Origin of the sequence: Candidatus Neptunochlamydia sp. REUL1 (assembly GCF_963457595.1) — a bacterium.
Lineage (GTDB): Bacteria > Chlamydiota > Chlamydiia > Chlamydiales > Simkaniaceae > Neptunichlamydia.
Genome location: NZ_OY735137.1, coordinates 977,137 through 997,067, shown reverse-complemented (window position 1 = coordinate 997,067; position 19,931 = coordinate 977,137). Strand labels below are relative to the sequence as shown.

Genomic DNA, 19,931 nt, shown 5'->3' with positions numbered 1-19,931 from the left:
AGCAATTTCTTTCCCTTTTTTACAATCTCTTGTAGACTTGAGAGGTAACATTAGTAAAAAAAGTTGTTCATGAAAGTGAAGTGCGATAACCAAGAACTCGAACTTCCCACGGGGAGTTCAGCCAAAGAGTTGGCAGAAAAGATGAACCTTAGGGAGCCTCACCAGGCCTTGGCGGTTTCTATAAACGGGAAACAGCTAGACCTAGATGCTCAGCTCTCTGATGGAGATGATGTCAAGCTGCTTGACTTCGAATCTCAGGAGGGGAAAGAGGTGTTTTGGCATACCTCTGCCCATGTGCTTGCTCAAGCCGTTCTACGGATTTGGCCAAAAGCAGTGCCAACCATCGGGCCTCCAATTGAGAATGGGTTTTACTACGACTTTGCAAATCTCGATGTTTCAGAGGGTGATTTCCCTCGGATTGAAAAAGAAATTAAAAAGATCTTAGGTGAAAACTTCAAGCCAGAGCGACACGAATTTCTCGGAAAAAAAGAAGCCCTTAAAGAGTTTGGTGACAATCCTTACAAAAAAGAGCTGATCGAGGGATTTGAAGAGGGGAGTCTAATGACCGCATATAAGCAAGGCGAGTTTTTTGACCTTTGCCGCGGCCCTCACCTTCCAAGCCTTGGGAAAATTAAAGCGTTTAAGCTTTTAAAGACCTCTGGTGCCTATTGGCGAGGCGACTCAAAAAACACCATGCTCACTCGGATTTATGGGATCTCATTTCCGAGTCGAGAGGAGCTCAAAGCCTACATCAAAATGCTTGAAGAAGCGAAGAAGCGGGACCATCGCGTACTTGGAGCGAAGCTGGACCTCTTTTCGTTCAAAGAAGAGGCTCCCGCAATGCCCTTTTTCCACAACCGTGGAGTCGCTGTATGGGACCATCTTGTGAACTACTGGAAAGAGTTGCATCTGCGCAATGGATACGAAACCATTAAAACACCTCAACTCATGACGCGCGAGCTATGGGAGCTTTCAGGACACTGGGAACATTACAAAGAAAATATGTTCACGGTAGAGTTAGATGATGAACGATCCTATGCAATTAAGCCGATGAACTGCCCCGGATGCATGCTTTACTTTAAAGGGCGCTCCCATAGTTATCGGGAACTTCCTTTGAGAATTGCTGAATTTGGCCATGTTCACCGAAGGGAACCCTCAGGCGCACTGAATGGCCTTTTTAGGGTACAGAGTTTCCACCAAGACGATGCCCATATCTTTATGCAACCAAGCCAAATTAAGGATGAAATCTTAGGTGTTCTCCACTTAGTGAAGGAGATCTATGAAACCTTTGGTCTCCGTTATACTTTCGAGCTCTCAACACGCCCAGAAAAAGCCATGGGAAGCGATGAAGATTGGAAAGTCACCACAGCAGGACTTCAAGAAGCTCTTGATGAGTGGGGTTCCAACTACAAAATTAATGAAGGGGATGGCGCTTTTTATGGCCCAAAGATCGACCTTCATGTCCATGATGCCATTGGACGACGTTGGCAGTGCGGAACCATTCAGCTTGACATGTCCCTCCCCGAAAAATTTAAACTAGAATACAAAGATAGTGATGGAGAATACAAACGCCCCATCATGATTCACCGCGCGATTTTCGGGTCGATTGAGCGGTTTTTGGGAATCCTCATTGAACACTTTGCTGGAAAGTTTCCCTTTTGGATGAGTCCCCTTCCTGTTCGCGTGATTCCAGTTGCGGAAGCCCACGCCGATTATGCTCGGGATGTCGCTCGGCAAATTCGAAAAGCTGGATTTCTTTGCGACTGCGACGAGTCTCCGGAGTCATTAGGAAAAAGAGTCCGCAACGCTCAACTTCTTAAGATAAACTACATGCTCACTGTTGGAGACAAAGAGGTCCAAAACAAATCCATCGCACTTAGAACACGCGACAATGTTGTGCATGGAGAAATCAAGCTAGAAGATTTCCTAAAAAATTGCACAATCGAATATAAGGAGAGGAAACTGACCTCACCTTATCAGGAGGGCTAATGAAAATTATTTCTGTTTGTAGTTTCAAAGGAGGAACTGCAAAAACATCTATCTCCCTCAACCTGGGAGCAGCCATTGCCCGGTTCCATAATAAACGGGTCCTAATGGTCGATTTTGATGCACAAGCAAACCTCACAGCAGGCCTTGGTCTCGATCCTGACAATCACGACAGTTTAGCAGCCGTTCTTCAAGATACAAAATCCATTCAAGAAGTCATTGTCCATACGGATCACCCTCAAGTAGACTTAATTCCTGCAGACACTTGGCTTGAAAGAGTGGAAGTCACTGGGGTTCTTTCTTCAGATCGCTATTCGCATGAGAAACTGAAGAAACTTTTAGCTCCTCTTAAATACGACATTGCACTGATTGATACACCTCCCTCTCTTTGCTGGCTCACAGAATCGTCTCTGATTGCTTGCGACTTTGCTCTTGTTTGTGCAACCCCAGAATTTTACAGCATCAAAGGCTTGCAACGCCTTTCATTCTTCATGCATTATATTTCCGAACGCCACCCCTTCGAACTTTTAGGAGTTGCCCTTTCTTTTTGGAACATGCGCGGGAAAAACAACGAAGACTTTTTAAACGTTGTCGAAGATACATTCCCAGAAAAAGTATTGCAGACAAAAATCCGAAGAGATATCGCTGTTTCTGAAGCCTCAATTCATGGAAAACCCGTTTTTGAGACCTCCCCAAAAAGTCGTGCAGCAGAAGATTACCGGAAGCTTACGCAAGAGTTATTAAACAAAATGACCGCCTATGAAAACATGGAGCAGAAATGCCTAAATTCAACTCTCTCTTAATGGGACGCTTTCGCAATCACCCTAAAAAAGAAAAAATGAATGAGCTTGCTCAGAGGACCTCTGAAAACGTTCCCGCAAACTTTGGTGGGGTATTTCAAGTCACCCCTATTAGCGAAACAGAAAAAACCTCTCTTCAAAATCTACTCGAAAAATATCAGACTGACGATACCGATGTTGCAGCTGACTTGCAATCACTCACAGACCTCACTTCAGAAGTCAAAGCGATCAGCAATCAGGCAGTCATTTTACATGGCGAGAGGGTAAAAAAAGCGCAGGTTCTTCTGAAAAAATATCGGGATGGCGCTTTTAGTAACTGGCTTCTTAAAACCTACGGCAACCGTCAAACACCTTACAACTTTATGCAGTACTATGAGCTTTACAATGCTCTTCCTAAAAAACTGCAAGGGATTGTGGATGAAATGCCTAGGCAGGCAATTTACAGCCTTTCTAGCCGCTCTATTCCTCAAGAAAAAAAAGAAGCTTTCGTAGAAGAATACCAGGGAGAATCTAAAACCCAGCTTTTGGAGAAACTCCGCAGCTCTTATCCTCTAGCAAAAAAAGACAAACGAAGCCCCAATAGGACAAAAGGTGTTTTAGAAAACCTGAGGCGTGCTGTTAAAGGAACCAAAGACGAACGGTTCATCCCAACAAATGATGAAAAGGTGGAGATCAGTCACCTCATTGTTGAGCTGACTGGACTGCTATCAAGATGAGCCTCTTTTACGAGTCTCCCCTTACCACTCGTTACGCCTCTTCAGAAATGAAGGAGACGTTCTCCTCTGTTTTTAAATATCGAACGTGGAGAAAACTCTGGGTTGCCCTAGCAGAAGCTCAAAAAGAACTAGGCCTTCCAATTACCGACAGTCAAATCAACGAGATGCGCTTTGCCGTAGATCAAATCGACTTTGACAAAGTGCGCACATATGAAAAAGAGACGCGACACGAAGTCATGGCTCACATCCACGCATTTGGCGACGCTTGTCCTCAAGCGCGAGGAGTCATACACATGGGAGCTACTAGCTCTTACATTATGGACAACGGAGACCTCATTGCTCTAAAAACAGGGATGAAACTGCTCAAAGGAAAGCTGATTCTCCTGATCGAAAAATTCAACCACATTTCCCTTAAGCAATCAAACACTCCATGTCTTGGCTATACTCACTTTCAACCCGCCCAGGCAACCACCTTTGGAAAGCGCAGTAGTTTGTGGCTTCAAGACTTTCTCACAGACTTTAAAGACCTTCTTGCCATCATGGAAGACTTTCCTTTTCTTGGGTGCAAAGGGGCCATTGGAAGCCAAGGGTCTTTTCTGTCTCTCTTTGAAGGGGACCACAAGAAAGTCATAAAACTCGATGATATGATTACCCAAAAAATGGGTTTTAGCCGTTCTTTCATCATTTGTAGTCAAACCTTCCCGCGTAAGCAAGAACAGCGAATTCTTTCACTCTTGACAAGCATTAGTGCAAGTGCGCACAAGTGTGCAACAGACCTCCGCCTTCTTTCCCACTTAGGGGAAGTCGAAGAGCCCTTTAAAGAAACTCAGGTTGGTTCAACAGCCATGCCCTATAAGCGCAACCCTATCTATTCTGAACGGGTATGCGGTCTTTCCCGCTTCGTGATGAATATGTCTCAAAATAGCGTTGACAATGCTGCCCATCAATGGCTTGAACGCTCACTCGACGACTCATCCAACCGAAGAATGACAATTCCTGAAGCCTTCCTAGCCACCGATAGTGTGATCAACCTGCTTTACACAATTGTTTCTGGATTAAAAACCTTCCCAAAACTCATGGAAGCCCATCTAAATGAACACCTTCCTTATATCTCCATCGAAACCATCCTTGCTGCTGCTGTCTTAAAGGGAAGGGATAGACAAGAGGCCCATGAAATTCTCCGCAAACACACCTTTGAAGCCGCTAAAAAGAAAAAAGAAACTGGAGAAACCTACGACCTTCTCCCCACCCTCTTAAAAGCTGTCAATCTATCAGAAAAGGAAATGGAAGAACTTCTTCAACTAAAGAATCTCACGGGTCGTTCACATGAACAAGTCTTGGAGTTTTTAAAGCTCGAAGTCGAGCCCATCTTGGAAAAACATCTCGATGTTGATGCCCTAATCCCGAGCGTAGAGTTTTGAGCTTTCCCACCATTGTTTGCTTCTATACCCCCAATACTGGGTACGAAAAAGAAGTGGAGGGTCTCATCGCCTCCTGCAAAAAATTTGACCTTCCCTATTCTATCGATCCCATCCCTAATTTTGGAACATGGGAGAAAAACTGCTGCTTCAAACCTAAATATATCCTGAAAAAACTCATCGACCTCAAACGCCCGATTCTCTGGCTAGATGCCGATGCCCTCATTGTCCAAAAACCGACCCTTTTCGAAGCGCTTGATGCCGATATCGCCCTTCGCATCGTCAATGAGCTCCCGAAAGACCATCAATCGAAAATGATCTCCGGCACTGTCTTTGTAAACAACACACCCGAGGCTCTCAAAGTTCTTCAAGAGTGGGACCTTGAAACAGAAACCCTTTTCAAGCAAGACCCTCACCTATGGGATCAAGTCTCTCTAAGAAATGTCCTTCAGCGCTCCACTGCAGAAGTCTATGCGCTTGACAGCCGCTACTACCAAGTCTACAACAAAGTTGAAGATGAAAAGACATTGCACGAAGCAATCATTATCCACTTTCAAGCTTCACGCACTCTCAAAAAGACCCTTAATCACGAGGTCGTCCCCTTCTGGGACGAAGCCGCCTTCATTGCAGAAAAAAAACACCAAATCCTAACTACAAAATCATAGGGTTTTCTTTGGTATGAAATGCCGAGATGGGTTACTACAATTAGTATGAGCAAAATCAAAGCAGAATTTAAACTTATCTATAAATTTTCCCTTGTCGGGGCCTTTAATGCTCTGATTGACTTTGTAATTATTTTTACCCTGATGTATTTCGGGGTTGAGCCTTATTTAAGTAATGCTATCTGTTATATTGTTTGTTTTTTTCTTTCCTTCTTTTTAGGGAAAAGTTTTGTTTTTCGTACTGTGAAAACAAAAAAGAGCTCAGAGTTGATACGGTTCATATTGGTATTTCTGTGCGCCTTTTTTTTCAACCTCATCGCACTAAAAGTCTTTCTTAGTGCCCACATAAATCCCTACATGAGCCAACTCCTCGCTGGGATTGTCTACGCCGCAGTGTCCTACATTCTTTCTCGCAAGTGGGTCTTTAAACCAGCCTCTTCTCCAGAAGAATCCAGCTAGTATTTCTTATGGTTGATTTTTTTGAAAAATCAACTTAAAGCTCTAATTCAAATTTTCTAACATAGTGCTTCATGTGAAAGCCGTTCGTCTCATCCTCCTTCTTACTATAACTTCATCCTTGTTTGCAGGATGGCTCGACTGGTTATATAATTCTAAAGACCCTAAAGCCACTCAGTTTGATTGCCCTTACCATTGCGGTGAGTGGGGGTCGTAAAGCATCCAGCAAGTGGAGTGGGGTTTTATTAAAGCTTTATATTTTCTAGATGCAATGGGTATCTACACGGTAGAAAGTTATTTTCGCCCCTATTGGATCTGGAGAGAAAATTATTTGGAGCCCAAGGATTTTCACTCCAAATGGTATCAAGAGATGAACTATTTTGATCAACTTGAAAATACCTACGAAGAAGGAGACTACAAATACCCAAGGCTTCTAATCGAGACCACCAATTTCTATGAAGATAAAACTGACACATCCATTTACTGGAGGCTTCTTCCTCTCCATAGCATAGACGGTACACACCTTGGTCACATTTTTATGCGTAAGGAATGTGGATATTATTCACACCCCGACATATCCACTTTTAACAATTTATAAATGCCTAGATATAGAGGAATTCAAATTTAACACTCCATATAGCTTTCTTTACGCTTACAGAAAAATCCAAAAGGACGTGGATCCCATTTGGAAAGTACAAATTTCCAAAAATAATGGAGGGATGAAAGATATTTCTCCCAAGAATAGTCAATATGAAGCGAGGATCATGCCTGGTAATCCGAATAGTCCCAACCCAGCTCAACAAAAACCTTATGTGAAACAACGAACAGATAAGGGATATTTGGATAAATACGGAAAACTTGTGGCAAAAGATTCCTTTGAATCTCATATCCCCATAAGTGATTATCAATTTATAAACCCTGAACTTTAAAAGCAATTACCGATGAGAACAATCCTGGGAAATGTTGGTCCATTGAATTATACGAAGATTTTTTCAGCCCATGCGAATGTGTTATTGAATGGAAAAGTCTATCAAAAAAACAACGAATTGATTTACAACAACTTGGGGATGTGATAGATGCTTATCATTTATTACAAGACAATGGAAAGAAAAAGCTAGATGATGAAATTCGGGATGACCCTGAGTGGCATAACATTATGGAACTTCCTGAAGAAGTGTATAATAACCTAAAAAACACTAAGTTTGATTCATGACTCAATGTTGGTTATTAGATCCCCCCAATGGAGATTTTTTCGCTCTTTGCCTGTGAAGGTTTTTTGGATAAGGCCCTCTTCGGTGCAGAGGGTTGCAACGGTATGACCTTTGCGCTTGAGCGGCGTACGGAGAATGCGCGCGCCTGATGGAGTGTGCCGATTTTTAGAGGCGATGATATAGGAATACTTTTCGTCTTCGTGGCCAAGTGATCCCTTTTTAAGAATGCGATGGAGCGCGGTGCGAGAGAGGCGCGCTGAAAAATGGCACCAGTCTGAGCCTGACATTGGACAAGTATTATGATGGGGGCATGGGGCATGGAGGAACATGCCCAAAGAAAGAAGCTGTGTGCGAATTTTTCGGATACGCTCAAAACCCTCCGGGGTTCCAGGCTCAACAATAACAAGGAAGTTGTTTGTTAACTCGTGGGCTTTTTCGACCACCGTAGACAGCTTTTCTTGGGGAATTTCATTGAGAGAATAGGAAAAAAGGAGGAGGTCGGCAGAGTCTTTAAGGTTGAGAAAGCTTCCAGTCTTCCAGGTGACAGAAAAGGAAGTTTCTGGAGCAATTTTTTTTCCGAGTCGGATAAATTCAGTATCTTGTTCGATTAAGGTGAGACTGTCGATGGGGTGATCAAGAAGCGCCCAGATCGAGGTTCCTGGACCACCGCCGCAATCAAGAATTGTTGTGGGCATTTCAACCTGTGACAATACCCTCCTTAAAACAACGTATGTTGCGGGAAGGCGGGTTGCTACGTAGGCAATCCGGTGAAGGTCGGTAGTGTGAGATTGTTTATGGTGATACCGCTTTGACAGCTCCGCTGCTGCTTGCACAAGCGCTTTTTGCGGATAGGGTTTACAAATAGAGTCTATGGCTTCTTCAAGATTCATTTAACTTTCGCCTGAAGAAGAACTGCTGCTGCTGCTAGGGAAGAAATACTTGAAAACACGAATGGAATCATCGAGTGGGCGTGAAGGAATAACCCCCCAAGAATTGAGGAAAACATCATCGTTAGGGAAAGCATTGACTGGCTCAAACCTAAAACTTTTCCCTGGATTTTTGGGGGCGCTGCATTAGAAATTGCGCTTGTACATAAAGGCCAAATTAACCCTGAGATAATCGTACAGCCTCCCAGAATCACAAGAAAAATTTTCAAAGAGTGTGGGTAAGGAATAAAAACGACAAGCAACCCAAAGGCAACAAAAGAAGTAAGGAGAATCCATTTTGGGTTAACCGTTTGATAGAAAAGGCGATGCAATAATCCTGTTCCAAAAATCCAGCATACCCCAAGAAGTGCGCAAATATCTCCAATTTTGGAGTTACTTAAATGAAAGTTTTCAACAACAAAGGCTGGTACGAAAAGAAAAATAATATTCCATGAAAAAAGATAGAAAAAATAGATGAGGTAAAGGCTTTTGATGGAATCTGTTTTGAGAGCAAGCTGAATATTGTGAATTCCCTTGATGAAATCAAAGGGTTTTTTAGACGGATTTTCTAAAGTTTCACCAAATGCAAAGAGAATAAAGAGAACGTTGATTAAGCCAAGTATTGCACCAATAAACATGGGAAAGGAGGAGCCAAATAGTGGCGAAATTGAAGGATCAGAAAGCTTTCCTCCGACAAAAGGACCAAGAATAAATGTCAAACCAGCAACCGCCGAACCATAGCTATAATAACGAACCTTCTTCTTGGGGCTGGGGCTTAAATCAGACAAAGAAGAAAGACAAATAGAAAGGTTTCCAGCACCAACTCCCATAATCAGTCGAGCAAGGAAAATAATAAAAAGAGAATGATGATGAATTCCAAACGCACTAAGCGCGTATCCAACAAAAGTTAAGAATGTCGTTAACAGAAGGGCTTTTTTTCTTCCGTGATGGTCCGCATACTCTCCCATAATCGGTGCAAAAATAAATTGCATAAACGGAAAGATTCCTAAGAATAATCCGAGCATCGTTGTTTTGTAAGCAAGAGAAGCTTCCGTCCCAATTAATCCCCTTGAAGGCTCTAAAAAAAGGGGGGCAAAAATCGGAAAGACAATGGTTGCGCCCAGATTGTCTACCGCAAAAGTAAAGAAAATTGAAAACAGGGAAGTTTTTTGTTTGACGACCTCCTTATCCATCCACAGACCAATCTACAGGGGACTTTCCCCACTCTTTTAAAACAGCATTTGTTTTCGAAAAATGACGACACCCAAAAAACTGTGTTGCAGAAAAGGGAGAGGGATGTGCTGCCGTCAAAATTGCATGCGGATGTTTCACTGTATTTAAAATGTTTTCACACTTGTCCTTTGCAGACCTTCCCCATAGGATAAAAACCAGCGGGTCTGTTCGCATGCAAAGCTTTCGAATAACCGCATCTGTAAAGGTTTCCCATCCCCTTCCGAAGTGTGACTTAGGTTCTCCCTTTCGAACCGTTAAGGTTGCGTTGAGCATTAAAACACCTTGTTTCGCCCAGTTAACTAAACATCCATGAGAAGCGGGAGGAATGTTTACATCCGCCTCCATCTCTTTATAAATGTTTCTTAACGAAGGGGGAAGAGAAATTCCCTTCCTAACACTAAAACAAAGCCCCTCTGCCTGATTCGGGCCGTGATAGGGGTCTTGTCCCATCAAAACAACTTTGACTTCACCGTAAGGGGTTTGATGAAAAGCGTTAAAAACATATTCCTCAGGAGGAAAAATGATCTGGCTTCTCTCTTTCTCACCTTCTAAAAACTTTTTAAGCTCCGAGATGTAGGGCTTTTTTATTTCTTCTTTGAGGGCTTCGTGCCAACTTTTTTCCATTTGCATCATGCCGGTAGAATACCATGTTGAAAACTTTACTACAAGGTTGACACAAACAGTAAATAACCATACAGTATTGCCCTCTATTTCTGGGTGTAGCGCAGCTTGGCCAGCGCACTTGCATGGGGTGCAAGGGGTCGGAGGTTCGAATCCTCTCACCCAGATTCCTTTTACAAAAAAATTGAAAGAAACTTTTTTCTTCTCTAGATAGTGTCGTCATGAGATAGAAGCCAAAAAGAGCCTCGGTTCTTATATCCAATTTTACAATGAGGAGAGACCTCATCAGAGTTTAGGCTACAAAACACCTAATGAAATGCATGGGGCTGAGAGCTCAGGGAAAATAAAATATATGGAGGCATTGGCCTAATAAATGAAGAAACATTCGAGACGAAAAGTCTCCTAGAAAATCACAAAAAAACTGTCTTGACAATGGGGTGCACCTTAACAATCAGTTGAAAAGCTTCTTGAGCACAACGGAATCATAGGAAGTATGAGCAGCAAAGGAAGCTGCTATGACAATGCTGCAATGGAGAGTTTCTTTAGCACCTTGAAGAGAGAGTGTGTAAGAGGTAAGATTTACAAGGATGTGAAAGATGCTGAAAATGAAATATTTAACTACATAGAGTGTTATTACAATACTAAAAGAAGACACTCAACATTGGGATACGTAAGCCCAACAAAATTTGAAGAAAAGTGCCAAAAAAGCCTATATTAAAACCGTCCACAAAATCGGGGCAAGGTCAGGTTTTTGCTACGGCTTTTTGATCAATGCCTTTGGTATTACCCGCTTTTCTAGTAACGATTCACGAAGGTCTTTATAGGCCTCTAGTGTTTTGATGGGGATGCTCCACTGGTGGTTATTGCGCCCTGCATTAAGCTTCTTGGTTTATCTTGAACCACGGCTTATTTTCCTGTTTTTACTTATAAGTTTACTATAAGCGCATAAAAACAAAAAGCTATGTGTTTAATTGCCTGGTGTTAAATAAGCACGTAGAGCGCAATTATAGAGGTTGTTTTTTAGGGGGGCGCGGCTTTGTTGCATAATTTATTGAAAGTCTTTTTGGCCCTCCCACTTCTGTGGGTCAGTTTATCACTTTATAACTATCTGGCATACCCAGTTCGGTCATACAGTTCAGAGCTTGGAGCTTTATCATAGATTCGGTAAATTGATTTCCCCAGGTTCTTGAGCGAAGTTTGTCTCCCACAATCGTCTTGAATCGGAACATGAAAGTCTCGACCAAAGACCTTTTATGATATCCCACTTTCTCCTTCCAAAGCTTTCTCCCATCTTCTCCACCTCGCCTGATTTCCTCTATAGCTGTATTTCTTTGAGCCAAGCATGGAGCGGGATCTTTCTTGTGAAGGCGGGCATTTTTTGGTGGTGGAATGACCGGCCTTCCCCCTCGATCATCTACGGCCATCCGACAATCTATTGTGTCATAGGCCCCGTCACCGTAAACATCTCCCAACGAGAAGTCGTCTAGGCAATCCATCATCTCAACCATAGCTGCGTCATCAGTTACATTATTTGAGCTCAGAGCTCCAATAACAATCTCATTCGAATCAACACACATGCCCACATGAAGTTTTCTCCATGTTCTCCTTTTAGAGTATCCATGCTTGCGGGTTTTCCATTCACCCTCACCAAAAACTTTCAATCCGGTAGAATCGAAAATCACATTCAAGCTTTCCCCTGACTTAAGAGGCCTTTTTAAAGGGATTTTCAGATGTCTGGCTCTCCGAGAGAAGACTGAGTAATGGGGGCAGTTAAGGTTGAGACCTAAGATCGCAATAAGTGACTCGATAAAACCCTGAAGTTGACGAAGCTTGCAATGAAAAACTGCGCGTATCATCAAGGCACATAGGATGGCGTCATCAGAATAGAATTTTGGCCGACCTCGACTACCTAAATTTTCGTTGGAATACCACTTCTCTATAACTTCGGGACTAAACCAAAAAGTGATGCTCCCCCTATTTTTCAATGATGTGTTATACTGCTTCCAGTTGCGGATTCGATAGAGATTTCTCTTTTTGGATGGGTTTGAATCTTTCTTATTCGTCATTTTGAGCCTATGGTTTTTCGTTTTCATAAACAAAAAAATTTATAGACTCACTGACCTTAAGGCAAGAATCACATTTTCTGCAGCTATTTATGCAACAAAGCCGGGGGCGCTTGCTTTTAAATGACTTCTTCATCCCAAAGACCATCTGTTCTAACTCCAGTAAATTTATCCCAGGCTTTGCAATATTCAAGAGAATGCTTTCCAAGAAATTTAACGAAGCCTCGAAATTTGATTTCATTTGGGTCTTTGTGCATTAAACATTCTAAGTATCCAGTCGCCATAGCATTTTGCACAGATTGATCCCCTCTATTCAACAAAAACTCCACTAAATCAAAAATCTTCCCTAACTCTAGATCGTCGCAAAGATTTAATCTATCTATAGTATACTCAGCAAACGGGATAACTTTAATGGTGATGCCATCATCTAAACCTTCTTCCTCAACATATTTTTCCCAATATGGAAGAAACTTTGGGAATTTTTCTTTCATTAATTCTATGCACTTTTCTTCTGTTATTTCTTTCATTTTTTTATTCTCCCAATGCGTTGAGGATATCTTTAATGATGTTTTCTGCAGCAGCCCGATCCCCATGACTGGCACTCGGGTTATTTCTTAACCATTTCTCGATTTGGGTGATCCTCTCTCTTCCTTTTTGAGAATGAAACTTTCCTATTACCATATTCCCAGTTTCCAACTCATGTCTGATAGCAGCAGCAGTACTACCACTGTTGGTCGATGATAAGTACAGTGGATATCTGAAAAGTCTCCAGCATCTATGGTGTATTCGACTTTTTCACTCACGTCTGCATAGCCTCGAAAATGATCAGCTAACAAAATAGATGCTTCTTTAGCTAAGTTGTTAACACCACGTATCTCACGGAAGAAATCAACAAAAACCTTTTGAAAGCGCTCATCTTCCTGCTGCTTTCCCAAAACAAAGAAATAACTTTCTTGAATCTTCCTATTGATTGTTGTCTGCAGGGTTTTCATGTGCTGTGTATTGGCAGATAGTCTTTGCTCGGGATTTGGGTGCCAGGGATCTATAGAGTCAAATAGCTCTTGATACTTTGCTTCTGGAAGTCTTAGTGGTAAATGTCTTGCCGGAGGAGAGTTTTCTGTAGAACTAGATGCAGAACTATAACCGCATGACTTGTCACTAGAGATGGAGCTTTCTGAGGAGCTGGAGAGAGGAGGGAGGTTCTGAGGGACTCTAAGATGTGTTAACTTCTGCATCGGCTCATGCTACTAGTTTGATCAAGATGCCATAAGAGCTTAATCAATAGCGGTTATCTAGTCAAAGATTTACAACCACATATCAAAGAATTCCCATATTCTACCCAATGTAAATTTTAAATATTTTTTGATGGGGTCAAAGATGATGTGTCCGAAGTGCATAAAGAATATCACAATCGTAAGCATTACAAAAATTCGCAGATTGGGACTATCAAATATAATCTCAAGGGTTTTCTTGATTTGCTCTAGATAGTGTCGTCATGAGATAGAAGCCCAAAGAGCGATACAACGGATTTGCACTGCAGCTATGAATGAAGCTGTATTTTTGGCATATCGAGTGGCTATTCCACGCCATCGTTTTAGGTGGAGAAAAGCATTTTCTACAAGGTGTCGAAGCTTATATAGTTCTTTATCAAATTCTCTCCATTTTTTGCGATTTGACCTCAGAGGAATGAAAAGAGTATAAGCACTTTCATGTTGAAATGTTTAAAGAAAAATGGAATAAATATTTAATAAATTGGAAATATGAGACAGATTATGACTGGAATTTTAACTACTGCCTTGAATAGTCCTAAGTCACCTAGACAACTTTCTCTAGTAAAAAAAGGATATACTCTTTTATTTGTGTTTTTTTGTCTTTGTGGTTTTTCAGATAATTATGAATTATCAGCCTGTTGTATGTTTAAAAATAATCCTCAATATGAAAGGGAATGGAAGGATATGGAGGAATGGTTAGAGTATCACAGGGTATTGGGTGTTGAACACTTTTTTATATACGCAGATAGATGCACAGAAGATTTTATAAAAAATTTTGATTGGTATGTTGATAAAGGTATTGTCACAATCATCAAAGTAAGAAATAAATCTTGGGATCATTCTAGTTTTCAAGGGGAGTGCCTTGATGATTTTTTGTCTAGTTTTGGTCACCTTACTAACTGGTGTCTTATGACTGACCCAGATGAATTCATCGTTACAAAAGCACATAATAATATCAAAGCAATGTTAGACTCCTTGGATGAAAATGTTGGTCAAATATTATTACAGTGGGTGGTATTTGGATCATCAGACTATGAAAGTTTACCTTTAGATGAGCTGCTTACAGAACGTTTTATCTTTTGTGGTGATAATGATTGGGTTGTATATAAGGACATTTGTAAACCAAAATTGGTGTCTAATCATAAGTCTTTACACAGCGCTTGCTTAAAACATGGGGCAAAGACCATAATTGCACCTTTAGATTTTGCTCAAATTAATCATTATTGGACAAAAGATGAATCTTATTTTCGAATGAAAATGAAGAGAAGAAATGCGCTAAAGATGACAAGGGGGCATGTTTCAGAATTAGAAATTTCAGAACTCCTAAAGCGTTTTAATCGCAATGAAGATTACTCAATTTTTAATTTCATCCCAGCATTGAAAGAGGCTTTATACCTTAAGCACCAAGCCGTCTTGACAGAATATCAGGAGGTAGGATTCTGATTCTGGCCCTGATGCAAAAAAGAAGATAAAGTTGAAGCGGTCGAGCATTTAAAGGGGAAATGGGAAACTGTAGCAATGACTGGTGATGGAATTAACGATGCTCCAGCCATGGCTGCTGCCAGCTTTGGGATCTCTATGGGAACAGATGCTGCGATTGAAACGTCCGATATCGTTCTTATATCTGACGATTTGTCGCGTGTTCCTTGGCTTATTCACCATTCGCGGCGCTTAGTACGTACGATCCAACAAAACATCTTCTTTGCTTTAGCAATGAAGTCGATATTTCTGGTCCTTGCAATTGTGGGCCTAGTCTCTCTTTGGATGGCCATTGCCGCCGACACAGGGGCAGCCCTTGTTGTCGTCTTCAATGGCCTTCGGTTGCTAAGGGCTCGTACAGAAGTAAATTAAAGCCCACAAACCAGCCTTGCTGCTATCGATGGTGGTTGGTACTGCAGGGCCAGCTTTTCACCTGTTTTTGCTCAATCGGGGCAGATATAGCTAAAGTGACTTAAATTAGTTATAGGCAGTGCTCCTTGAAAAGTTCGTCTATTCCACATTGATATTTTCTTCGCTTAGACTTTGCCTGTGCCCACTTGTGTTCAATAGGGTTTAGATCAGGAGAATAGGGAGGAAGATATTCCAAGGTATGGCCTGCAGCCTGGATCTTCTCTTGCATAGATTTGCTTTTATGGAATGAAGCATTATCCATAACCAGAATACTTTCAGAGGGAAGTTTCGGTAGCAAGTCCTCCTCTGCCCAAATGGAAAAGGCATCTGTATTAATATTGCACTCGAATAACGCAAGTGTAAGGAGGCTTGTTCCAAGTAATGCCCCTATTGCATTTGTTCTTCCTTTTGCTCCCCAATCATGAGTGCCAAAACATCGCTGTCCTATTTTGGAGTAACCGTGGGTGCGGGGCATATCATGGGCAAACCCGCTTTCATCAATATATACAATTGGCTTTCCCAAACGTTTATATTCTGCGATTTTCCCTTGAAAGATTTGTCTTTTTGTTTCGCAGGCCTTGGGATGGTTGAGCGTTTTTTTTATAGCTAATTCTTAACCTCTTCATGGCACACCGAATGCCTGAAGTGCTTACGTTGAGACGATGTGCTCGTTCATAGTTGAAGGCATCAGGGTATTTCTTGATATCCTCCATCAAGATCTCTCTATCAATCTTTATTGCAGGTCTGATTTTAGTGCGCCTCGGCTCTAACCTCTTAGACCAGAGAAACACACTATTTACACTTACTCCAAAGCGTTTTGCTACTTGGGCAAAGCTTAATTTTTCTTTGCTTCGGATTGATAGAACTTTTTTTCTAAAATCTAGCGAATATGTCATTCAAAAAATTATAACTAAAACGAAATATTTTAGCTATATAGCTAAAGTGACTTAAATTAGATGGTGTCGTCAAGAAATTTTGAATTTGATATACTTTGCTGTCTTATACCAATGCAACAAAGGAATTTTCTATGGGAAAAGCATCGCATCGTCGCCACGATATTTCAGATAAAGTCTGGGAATTGTTAGCTCCTCACCTGCCAGGTCGAAAAGGGGGCTTAACACAAAAATACACTTGGCCGTGGATGCGCATGGTATGCCAGTCCGAATTATTGTTACGCAAGGTACCACTCATGACAGCACTCAAGCAAGTTTCTTGATCCAAGGTATTTCAGCAGAGCATTTGCTCGCCGATAAAGCTTATGATAGTGACGCAATTATATTGCAAGCCTAGAGTCAAGGCATAAATCCAGTCATTCCTCTGAGGTCAAATCGCAAAAAATGGAGAGAATTTGATAAAGAACTATATAAGCTTCGACACCTTGTAGAAAATGCTTTTCTCCACCTAAAACGATGGCGTGGAATAGCCACTCGATATGCCAAAAATACAGCTTCATTCATAGCTGCAGTGCAAATTCGTTGTATCGCTCTTTGAGCTTCTATCTCATGACGACACTATCCAATCTCGAGTTAGTAAAAAAAACAAATTTCCAATGCACAGCGAATACAAAAACTACATATGGCTATCTCATCCGTAGTAGCCATTGACTCTGTGGGAGTAGTAGGTTTTCTCATCTTGAATAGGGAGCTTACAACAGAGGAGCGCCGTTTAGAGGAGCAAAGAAGAGATGGTTGGGTGTTGTAGTTGGCAAGGAGAGCTCATAAGTTAAATCCCAAGGAGGACTTGTTTTCATGTGTAGCCGTTATACCATGCATTACAGCTTCCATCATTTTTTTAGCAATTTTATGGGGTATCGATCTCTAAAAAACTTACGCACAGTTTACTTTCCAAAGTTGGAAAAAATTGCTACAATTCAGTAAAAAATTGATGATGTGGAAAAAGTTGTTTATGAGTTGTCGAATGGTTGATGATAACTTGTTGACAAGAGCTGTTTCTTCAAATAATTATCAGTGTTGTCAGTTCTTTGACATCATATGAACAATGGGCTTTCTCTATAGAAATTGGGAGTTATCAACAAATCCACAGCGGAAGAAGATGAAGAAAAATACTTAAATAGATTATTCTTTTTCTCTTATTAATGAATGAGTCAAGTACGTGCCTACTCCAGAACGATTTTTTGATCTACAGGATTTTTTTCACAAAGATCTTTTCAAACTAGAACGACCCGTATGGGACAGTTTAAGAGAGCTAAAGAGATATCTTGACTCTTGGGACCTTGGAAAAATTGAATGTGCTATTCCCGAGGGCGCCATACTTGTGAATCCTAATAAGATTTCAATTGGAAAGGGAACGTGTATTGAACCAGGAGCCTATATTGAGGGACCTTGCGTTATTGGGGAGGATTCTCAAGTGCGTCATGGAGCATATATTCGACCGTATGTTTTAACCGGGAAGAAGTGTATCATTGGGCATTCAACAGAGGTAAAGCACTCCATTTTGCTAGATGGTGCTCAAGCGCCCCATTTTAATTATGTTGGAGATTCTATTTTAGGAAAAAATGTTAACCTTGGTGCAGGTGTGATTTGTGCAAATTTCAGGCTGGACCATGGCGAGGTTATTGTTGAAGTTGAAGGGGCTCGTTTTAAGACAGGTCTAAGGAAGTTTGGGGCTATATTAGGGGATCTATCCCAGATTGGTTGTAATAGCGTCCTTAACCCTGGTGTATTGCTGTGCAAGCGCACCTTTTCAATAGCATGCAGCTCGATTCAGAAATCAAATGTAAGGAATCTAAAAAATGTTAAACCAGCTGATTGCTCCTAAAACCACCCTTCTAAAACCTCTTAAAAAGACGTTTGAAACCTTTTTAGAGCAAAATATTCTTCGTTTAGGGGATCAGAGCAAGCTACGAGATGCCTGCGAATATGCTTTGTTGAATGGAGGAAAAAGAATTCGTCCACTGATTGTAATGATGGTAGCTCGAGCTCTGGGGAATGACTTAGATGTTTTAGAGGCCTGCCTGTCTGTCGAGTATTTTCACACAGCTTCAATTATTGCTGATGATCTTCCTTGTATGGATAACGATGATTACAGAAGAAGTAAGCCTGCTTTACATAAAGTGCATGGGGAAACCGTTGCACTACTAGCTAGTTATGCTCTAATTTCTGCCGGGTACGAGAAGATTTTTCACTCGGTTCAGTCCTTGTCAAAGCAAAAACCCCCCTTTTCAAAGAGAGCAAACGAGGCCTGCGCGATTTCCTTGGATGCCGCAACGCGGTGCGCGGGGATTTCGGGTGCTGTTGGGGGGCAGTTTAAGGATATCTTTCCTAAAAACCGTTCTCTAGAAGAGATTCTTGATGTGATTTACAAGAAAACGGTGACTCTTTTTGAAATTGCATTTGTTTATGGTTGGGTTTTTGGAGGTGGTGACCTTCAAAGAGTAGACGAGATTCGAGAAGCGGCGTTCCATTTTGGAATGGCTTTTCAGATTTGGGATGATATTGGGGATATGGATCAGGATGGCGCAGGTTCGATAAACATTGCTCAGGTCTGTGGAAAGGAGGAGGCAAAACGTCGACTAGAGGAAGAAGCTGAAATATTTATCCGTAAAATGAAAAAACTCGGGATCTGGACTCCCGAGTTTCAGCAGGCTGTGGATTTACTCCGCGGCTAATGCAGGCTCTTCTTTTGGAGCTCCTTGAACTTTTTCCATGATGAGACGTTCAATTTCATCCGTCATCTCTGGGTTTTTCTTAAGCTCTTCGCGTGTCGCCTCTTTCCCCTGTCCCAAGCGTTTATCTCCATAACTGTACCAGGTTCCTTTTTTGTCGATAATGTTATATTCAACACCAAGGTCAATGATCGATCCTGTACGGGAAATGCCCTCGTTAAAGAGGATGTCAAATTCTGCAATTCTGAATGGAGGTGCCATTTTATTTTTAACGATCTTCACTTTTACACGGTTTCCAATATCAATATTTTCTGGTCCCTTAATACCTCCAATTCGACGGATGTCTAGTCGAACTGAAGAATAGAATTTTAGGGCGCGTCCACCAGATGTTGTTTCGGGGTTTCCAAACATAACCCCAATTTTTTCACGGATTTGGTTAATGAAAACAGCGCAGGTGCCGCTTTTTGCGAGAGATGAAGTAAGTTTTCGAAGGGCTTGTGACATAAGGCGGGCTTGGAGTCCTACGTGAGTATCTCCAATTTCCCCTTCAAGCTCCGACTTTGGAACGAGTGCTGCAACTGAATCAATGACAATGACATCAACAGCATTTGAACGCGCTAACATTTCTGCAATATTGAGGGCGTCCTCTCCACAGTCAGGTTGAGAAATCATAAGGTCATCAAGGTTGACCCCTATTTTTGCTGCATAAGCAGGATCCATTGCATGTTCTGCGTCGATGTAGGCTGCAATGCCGCCTTCTTTTTGGCAGCTTGCAACAATATGGGTCGCAAGAGTTGACTTTCCTGAAGATTCAGGACCATAAATTTCAACAACTCTTCCACGTGGCACCCCTCCAATTCCTAGGGCGAGGTCAAGAGAAATTGCGCCGGTTTTAATCGAACTGACTCCGCGGTTTGCGGAATGGTCTCCAAGAGACATGATAGCTCCGGCCCCAAATTGCTTTACAATATGAGATATGGCAAGTTCTAATGCTTTTTTCTTTGAAGCATCACTTGGGTTTGACATGGTAGGTCCTTACATTTAAGTTCATTT

At 41.7% G+C, this 19,931-nt stretch carries 25 protein-coding genes, 1 tRNA gene and 3 pseudogenes; 18 read left to right on the top strand and 11 right to left on the bottom strand.

Annotated features, from left to right (window positions below):
- Nucleotides 1-69: 69 nt before the first annotated feature.
- From thrS to R2I63_RS05550, 10 genes are all read left to right on the top strand, one after another.
- Nucleotides 70-1,989 (top strand): threonine--tRNA ligase, encoded by a 1,920-nt coding sequence (gene thrS / locus R2I63_RS05595; protein ID WP_316355646.1) that lies wholly within the window; start codon nucleotides 70-72, stop codon nucleotides 1,987-1,989.
- Entirely contained in the window at nucleotides 1,989-2,789 is an 801-nt protein-coding gene (locus R2I63_RS05590; protein WP_316355644.1) for a ParA family protein, read from the top strand. The genes thrS and R2I63_RS05590 overlap by 1 nt, the downstream gene beginning before the upstream one ends.
- The gene (locus R2I63_RS05585) at nucleotides 2,765-3,502 is read left to right on the top strand and encodes a CT583 family protein (RefSeq protein ID WP_316355643.1); all 738 of its coding nucleotides are present in this window, start codon (nucleotides 2,765-2,767) and stop codon (nucleotides 3,500-3,502) included. Before R2I63_RS05590 ends, R2I63_RS05585 begins: the two co-directional genes overlap by 25 nt.
- Complete coding sequence (purB, locus tag R2I63_RS05580; RefSeq protein WP_316355641.1) at nucleotides 3,499-4,923, top strand: adenylosuccinate lyase; 1,425 nt, start codon at nucleotides 3,499-3,501, stop codon at nucleotides 4,921-4,923. The genes R2I63_RS05585 and purB overlap by 4 nt, the downstream gene beginning before the upstream one ends.
- Nucleotides 4,920-5,585 carry a putative nucleotide-diphospho-sugar transferase gene (locus R2I63_RS05575; RefSeq protein ID WP_316355638.1) on the top strand — a complete coding sequence of 222 codons (666 nt, stop codon included), beginning with the start codon at nucleotides 4,920-4,922 and terminating at the stop codon, nucleotides 5,583-5,585. The genes purB and R2I63_RS05575 overlap by 4 nt, the downstream gene beginning before the upstream one ends.
- Nucleotides 5,586-5,603: 18 nt before the next feature.
- Entirely contained in the window at nucleotides 5,604-6,041 is a 438-nt protein-coding gene (locus R2I63_RS05570; protein WP_316355636.1) for a GtrA family protein, read from the top strand.
- Nucleotides 6,042-6,267: 226 nt separating this feature from the next.
- Entirely contained in the window at nucleotides 6,268-6,636 is a 369-nt protein-coding gene (locus tag R2I63_RS05565; protein ID WP_316355634.1) for a hypothetical protein, read from the top strand.
- A 76-nt stretch (nucleotides 6,637-6,712) separates the two neighbouring features.
- Nucleotides 6,713-6,967, top strand: a complete 255-nt coding sequence (locus R2I63_RS05560) for a hypothetical protein (protein ID WP_316355633.1) — start codon at nucleotides 6,713-6,715, stop codon at nucleotides 6,965-6,967.
- A 12-nt stretch (nucleotides 6,968-6,979) separates the two neighbouring features.
- Nucleotides 6,980-7,111 carry a hypothetical protein gene (locus R2I63_RS05555; RefSeq protein ID WP_316355632.1) on the top strand — a complete coding sequence of 44 codons (132 nt, stop codon included), beginning with the start codon at nucleotides 6,980-6,982 and terminating at the stop codon, nucleotides 7,109-7,111.
- Nucleotides 7,108-7,251: a hypothetical protein gene (locus R2I63_RS05550; RefSeq protein ID WP_316355629.1), complete on the top strand. Its 144-nt coding sequence runs from the start codon at nucleotides 7,108-7,110 to the stop codon at nucleotides 7,249-7,251. The genes R2I63_RS05555 and R2I63_RS05550 overlap by 4 nt, the downstream gene beginning before the upstream one ends.
- Here the strand turns inward: R2I63_RS05550 and R2I63_RS05545 are convergent.
- From R2I63_RS05545 to ung, 3 genes are read right to left on the bottom strand one after another with little or no spacing between them, the layout of a single operon-like run.
- The gene (locus R2I63_RS05545; RefSeq protein WP_316355626.1) at nucleotides 7,246-8,139 is read right to left on the bottom strand and encodes a small ribosomal subunit Rsm22 family protein; all 894 of its coding nucleotides are present in this window, start codon (nucleotides 8,137-8,139) and stop codon (nucleotides 7,246-7,248) included. The genes R2I63_RS05550 and R2I63_RS05545 overlap by 6 nt on opposite strands.
- Entirely contained in the window at nucleotides 8,136-9,368 is a 1,233-nt protein-coding gene (locus tag R2I63_RS05540) for an MFS transporter (RefSeq protein WP_316355623.1), read from the bottom strand. The genes R2I63_RS05545 and R2I63_RS05540 overlap by 4 nt, the downstream gene beginning before the upstream one ends.
- Complete coding sequence (gene ung / locus R2I63_RS05535; RefSeq protein ID WP_445083631.1) at nucleotides 9,361-10,041, bottom strand: uracil-DNA glycosylase; 681 nt, start codon at nucleotides 10,039-10,041, stop codon at nucleotides 9,361-9,363. The genes R2I63_RS05540 and ung overlap by 8 nt, the downstream gene beginning before the upstream one ends.
- A gap of 80 nt (nucleotides 10,042-10,121) precedes the next feature.
- Between ung and R2I63_RS05530 the strand changes: the two genes are divergently transcribed.
- The 3 genes from R2I63_RS05530 (at nucleotide 10,122) to R2I63_RS05525 (ending at nucleotide 10,747) form a co-directional block, all read left to right on the top strand.
- Nucleotides 10,122-10,196 (top strand) — tRNA-Pro (locus R2I63_RS05530).
- Nucleotides 10,197-10,255: 59 nt separating this feature from the next.
- Nucleotides 10,256-10,399 (top strand): integrase core domain-containing protein, encoded by a 144-nt coding sequence (locus R2I63_RS10650; RefSeq protein ID WP_445083677.1) that lies wholly within the window; start codon nucleotides 10,256-10,258, stop codon nucleotides 10,397-10,399.
- A 123-nt stretch (nucleotides 10,400-10,522) separates the two neighbouring features.
- On the top strand, nucleotides 10,523-10,747 hold the full coding sequence (locus tag R2I63_RS05525) for an IS3 family transposase (RefSeq protein ID WP_445083630.1): 225 nt from the start codon (nucleotides 10,523-10,525) through the stop codon (nucleotides 10,745-10,747).
- A 367-nt stretch (nucleotides 10,748-11,114) separates the two neighbouring features.
- On the opposite strand, the gene R2I63_RS05520 is transcribed toward R2I63_RS05525, so the two are convergent.
- The 5 genes and pseudogenes from R2I63_RS05520 to R2I63_RS05500 form a co-directional block, all read right to left on the bottom strand.
- Nucleotides 11,115-12,095, bottom strand: a complete 981-nt coding sequence (locus tag R2I63_RS05520) for an IS5 family transposase (RefSeq protein ID WP_316355619.1) — start codon at nucleotides 12,093-12,095, stop codon at nucleotides 11,115-11,117.
- Between the two features lie 116 nt (nucleotides 12,096-12,211).
- Entirely contained in the window at nucleotides 12,212-12,619 is a 408-nt protein-coding gene (locus tag R2I63_RS05515) for a DUF7674 family protein (RefSeq protein ID WP_316355617.1), read from the bottom strand.
- 4 nt (nucleotides 12,620-12,623) lie between these two features.
- Complete coding sequence (locus tag R2I63_RS05510) at nucleotides 12,624-12,773, bottom strand: hypothetical protein (protein ID WP_316355615.1); 150 nt, start codon at nucleotides 12,771-12,773, stop codon at nucleotides 12,624-12,626.
- Entirely contained in the window at nucleotides 12,767-13,327 is a 561-nt protein-coding gene (locus R2I63_RS05505) for a hypothetical protein (protein ID WP_316359707.1), read from the bottom strand. Before R2I63_RS05505 ends, R2I63_RS05510 begins: the two co-directional genes overlap by 7 nt.
- A 258-nt stretch (nucleotides 13,328-13,585) precedes the next feature.
- Nucleotides 13,586-13,780, bottom strand: a pseudogene (locus R2I63_RS05500) (IS5/IS1182 family transposase); the annotation flags it as partial.
- 84 nt (nucleotides 13,781-13,864) lie between these two features.
- On the opposite strand from R2I63_RS05500, the gene R2I63_RS05495 reads away from it, so the two are divergent.
- The gene (locus R2I63_RS05495; protein ID WP_316359705.1) at nucleotides 13,865-14,806 is read left to right on the top strand and encodes a glycosyltransferase family 2 protein; all 942 of its coding nucleotides are present in this window, start codon (nucleotides 13,865-13,867) and stop codon (nucleotides 14,804-14,806) included.
- Between the two features lie 27 nt (nucleotides 14,807-14,833).
- Nucleotides 14,834-15,214, top strand: a pseudogene (locus R2I63_RS05490) (HAD-IC family P-type ATPase); the annotation flags it as partial.
- 109 nt (nucleotides 15,215-15,323) lie between these two features.
- On the opposite strand, the gene R2I63_RS05485 reads toward R2I63_RS05490, so the two are convergent.
- On the bottom strand, nucleotides 15,324-15,794 hold the full coding sequence (locus R2I63_RS05485; protein WP_316359728.1) for an IS630 family transposase: 471 nt from the start codon (nucleotides 15,792-15,794) through the stop codon (nucleotides 15,324-15,326).
- Nucleotides 15,781-16,149, bottom strand: a complete 369-nt coding sequence (locus R2I63_RS05480; protein WP_316356267.1) for an IS630 transposase-related protein — start codon at nucleotides 16,147-16,149, stop codon at nucleotides 15,781-15,783. The genes R2I63_RS05485 and R2I63_RS05480 overlap by 14 nt, the downstream gene beginning before the upstream one ends.
- 199 nt (nucleotides 16,150-16,348) lie before the next feature.
- Between R2I63_RS05480 and R2I63_RS05475 the strand changes: the two are divergent.
- The 3 genes and pseudogenes from R2I63_RS05475 to R2I63_RS05465 all read left to right on the top strand — a co-directional run.
- Nucleotides 16,349-16,744 (top strand): annotated as a pseudogene (locus tag R2I63_RS05475) (IS5 family transposase); the annotation flags it as partial.
- Nucleotides 16,745-17,527: 783 nt separating this feature from the next.
- Nucleotides 17,528-18,031, top strand: coding sequence for a UDP-N-acetylglucosamine diphosphorylase (locus R2I63_RS05470; RefSeq protein WP_316359703.1), 504 nt, complete (start codon nucleotides 17,528-17,530; stop codon nucleotides 18,029-18,031).
- The gene (locus R2I63_RS05465) at nucleotides 18,006-18,881 is read left to right on the top strand and encodes a polyprenyl synthetase family protein (protein ID WP_316359700.1); all 876 of its coding nucleotides are present in this window, start codon (nucleotides 18,006-18,008) and stop codon (nucleotides 18,879-18,881) included. Before R2I63_RS05470 ends, R2I63_RS05465 begins: the two co-directional genes overlap by 26 nt.
- On the opposite strand, the gene recA is transcribed toward R2I63_RS05465, so the two are convergent.
- On the bottom strand, nucleotides 18,867-19,904 hold the full coding sequence (gene recA / locus R2I63_RS05460) for a recombinase RecA (RefSeq protein ID WP_316359698.1): 1,038 nt from the start codon (nucleotides 19,902-19,904) through the stop codon (nucleotides 18,867-18,869). The two genes, R2I63_RS05465 and recA, sit on opposite strands and share 15 nt — an antisense overlap.
- Nucleotides 19,905-19,931 lie beyond the last annotated feature (27 nt).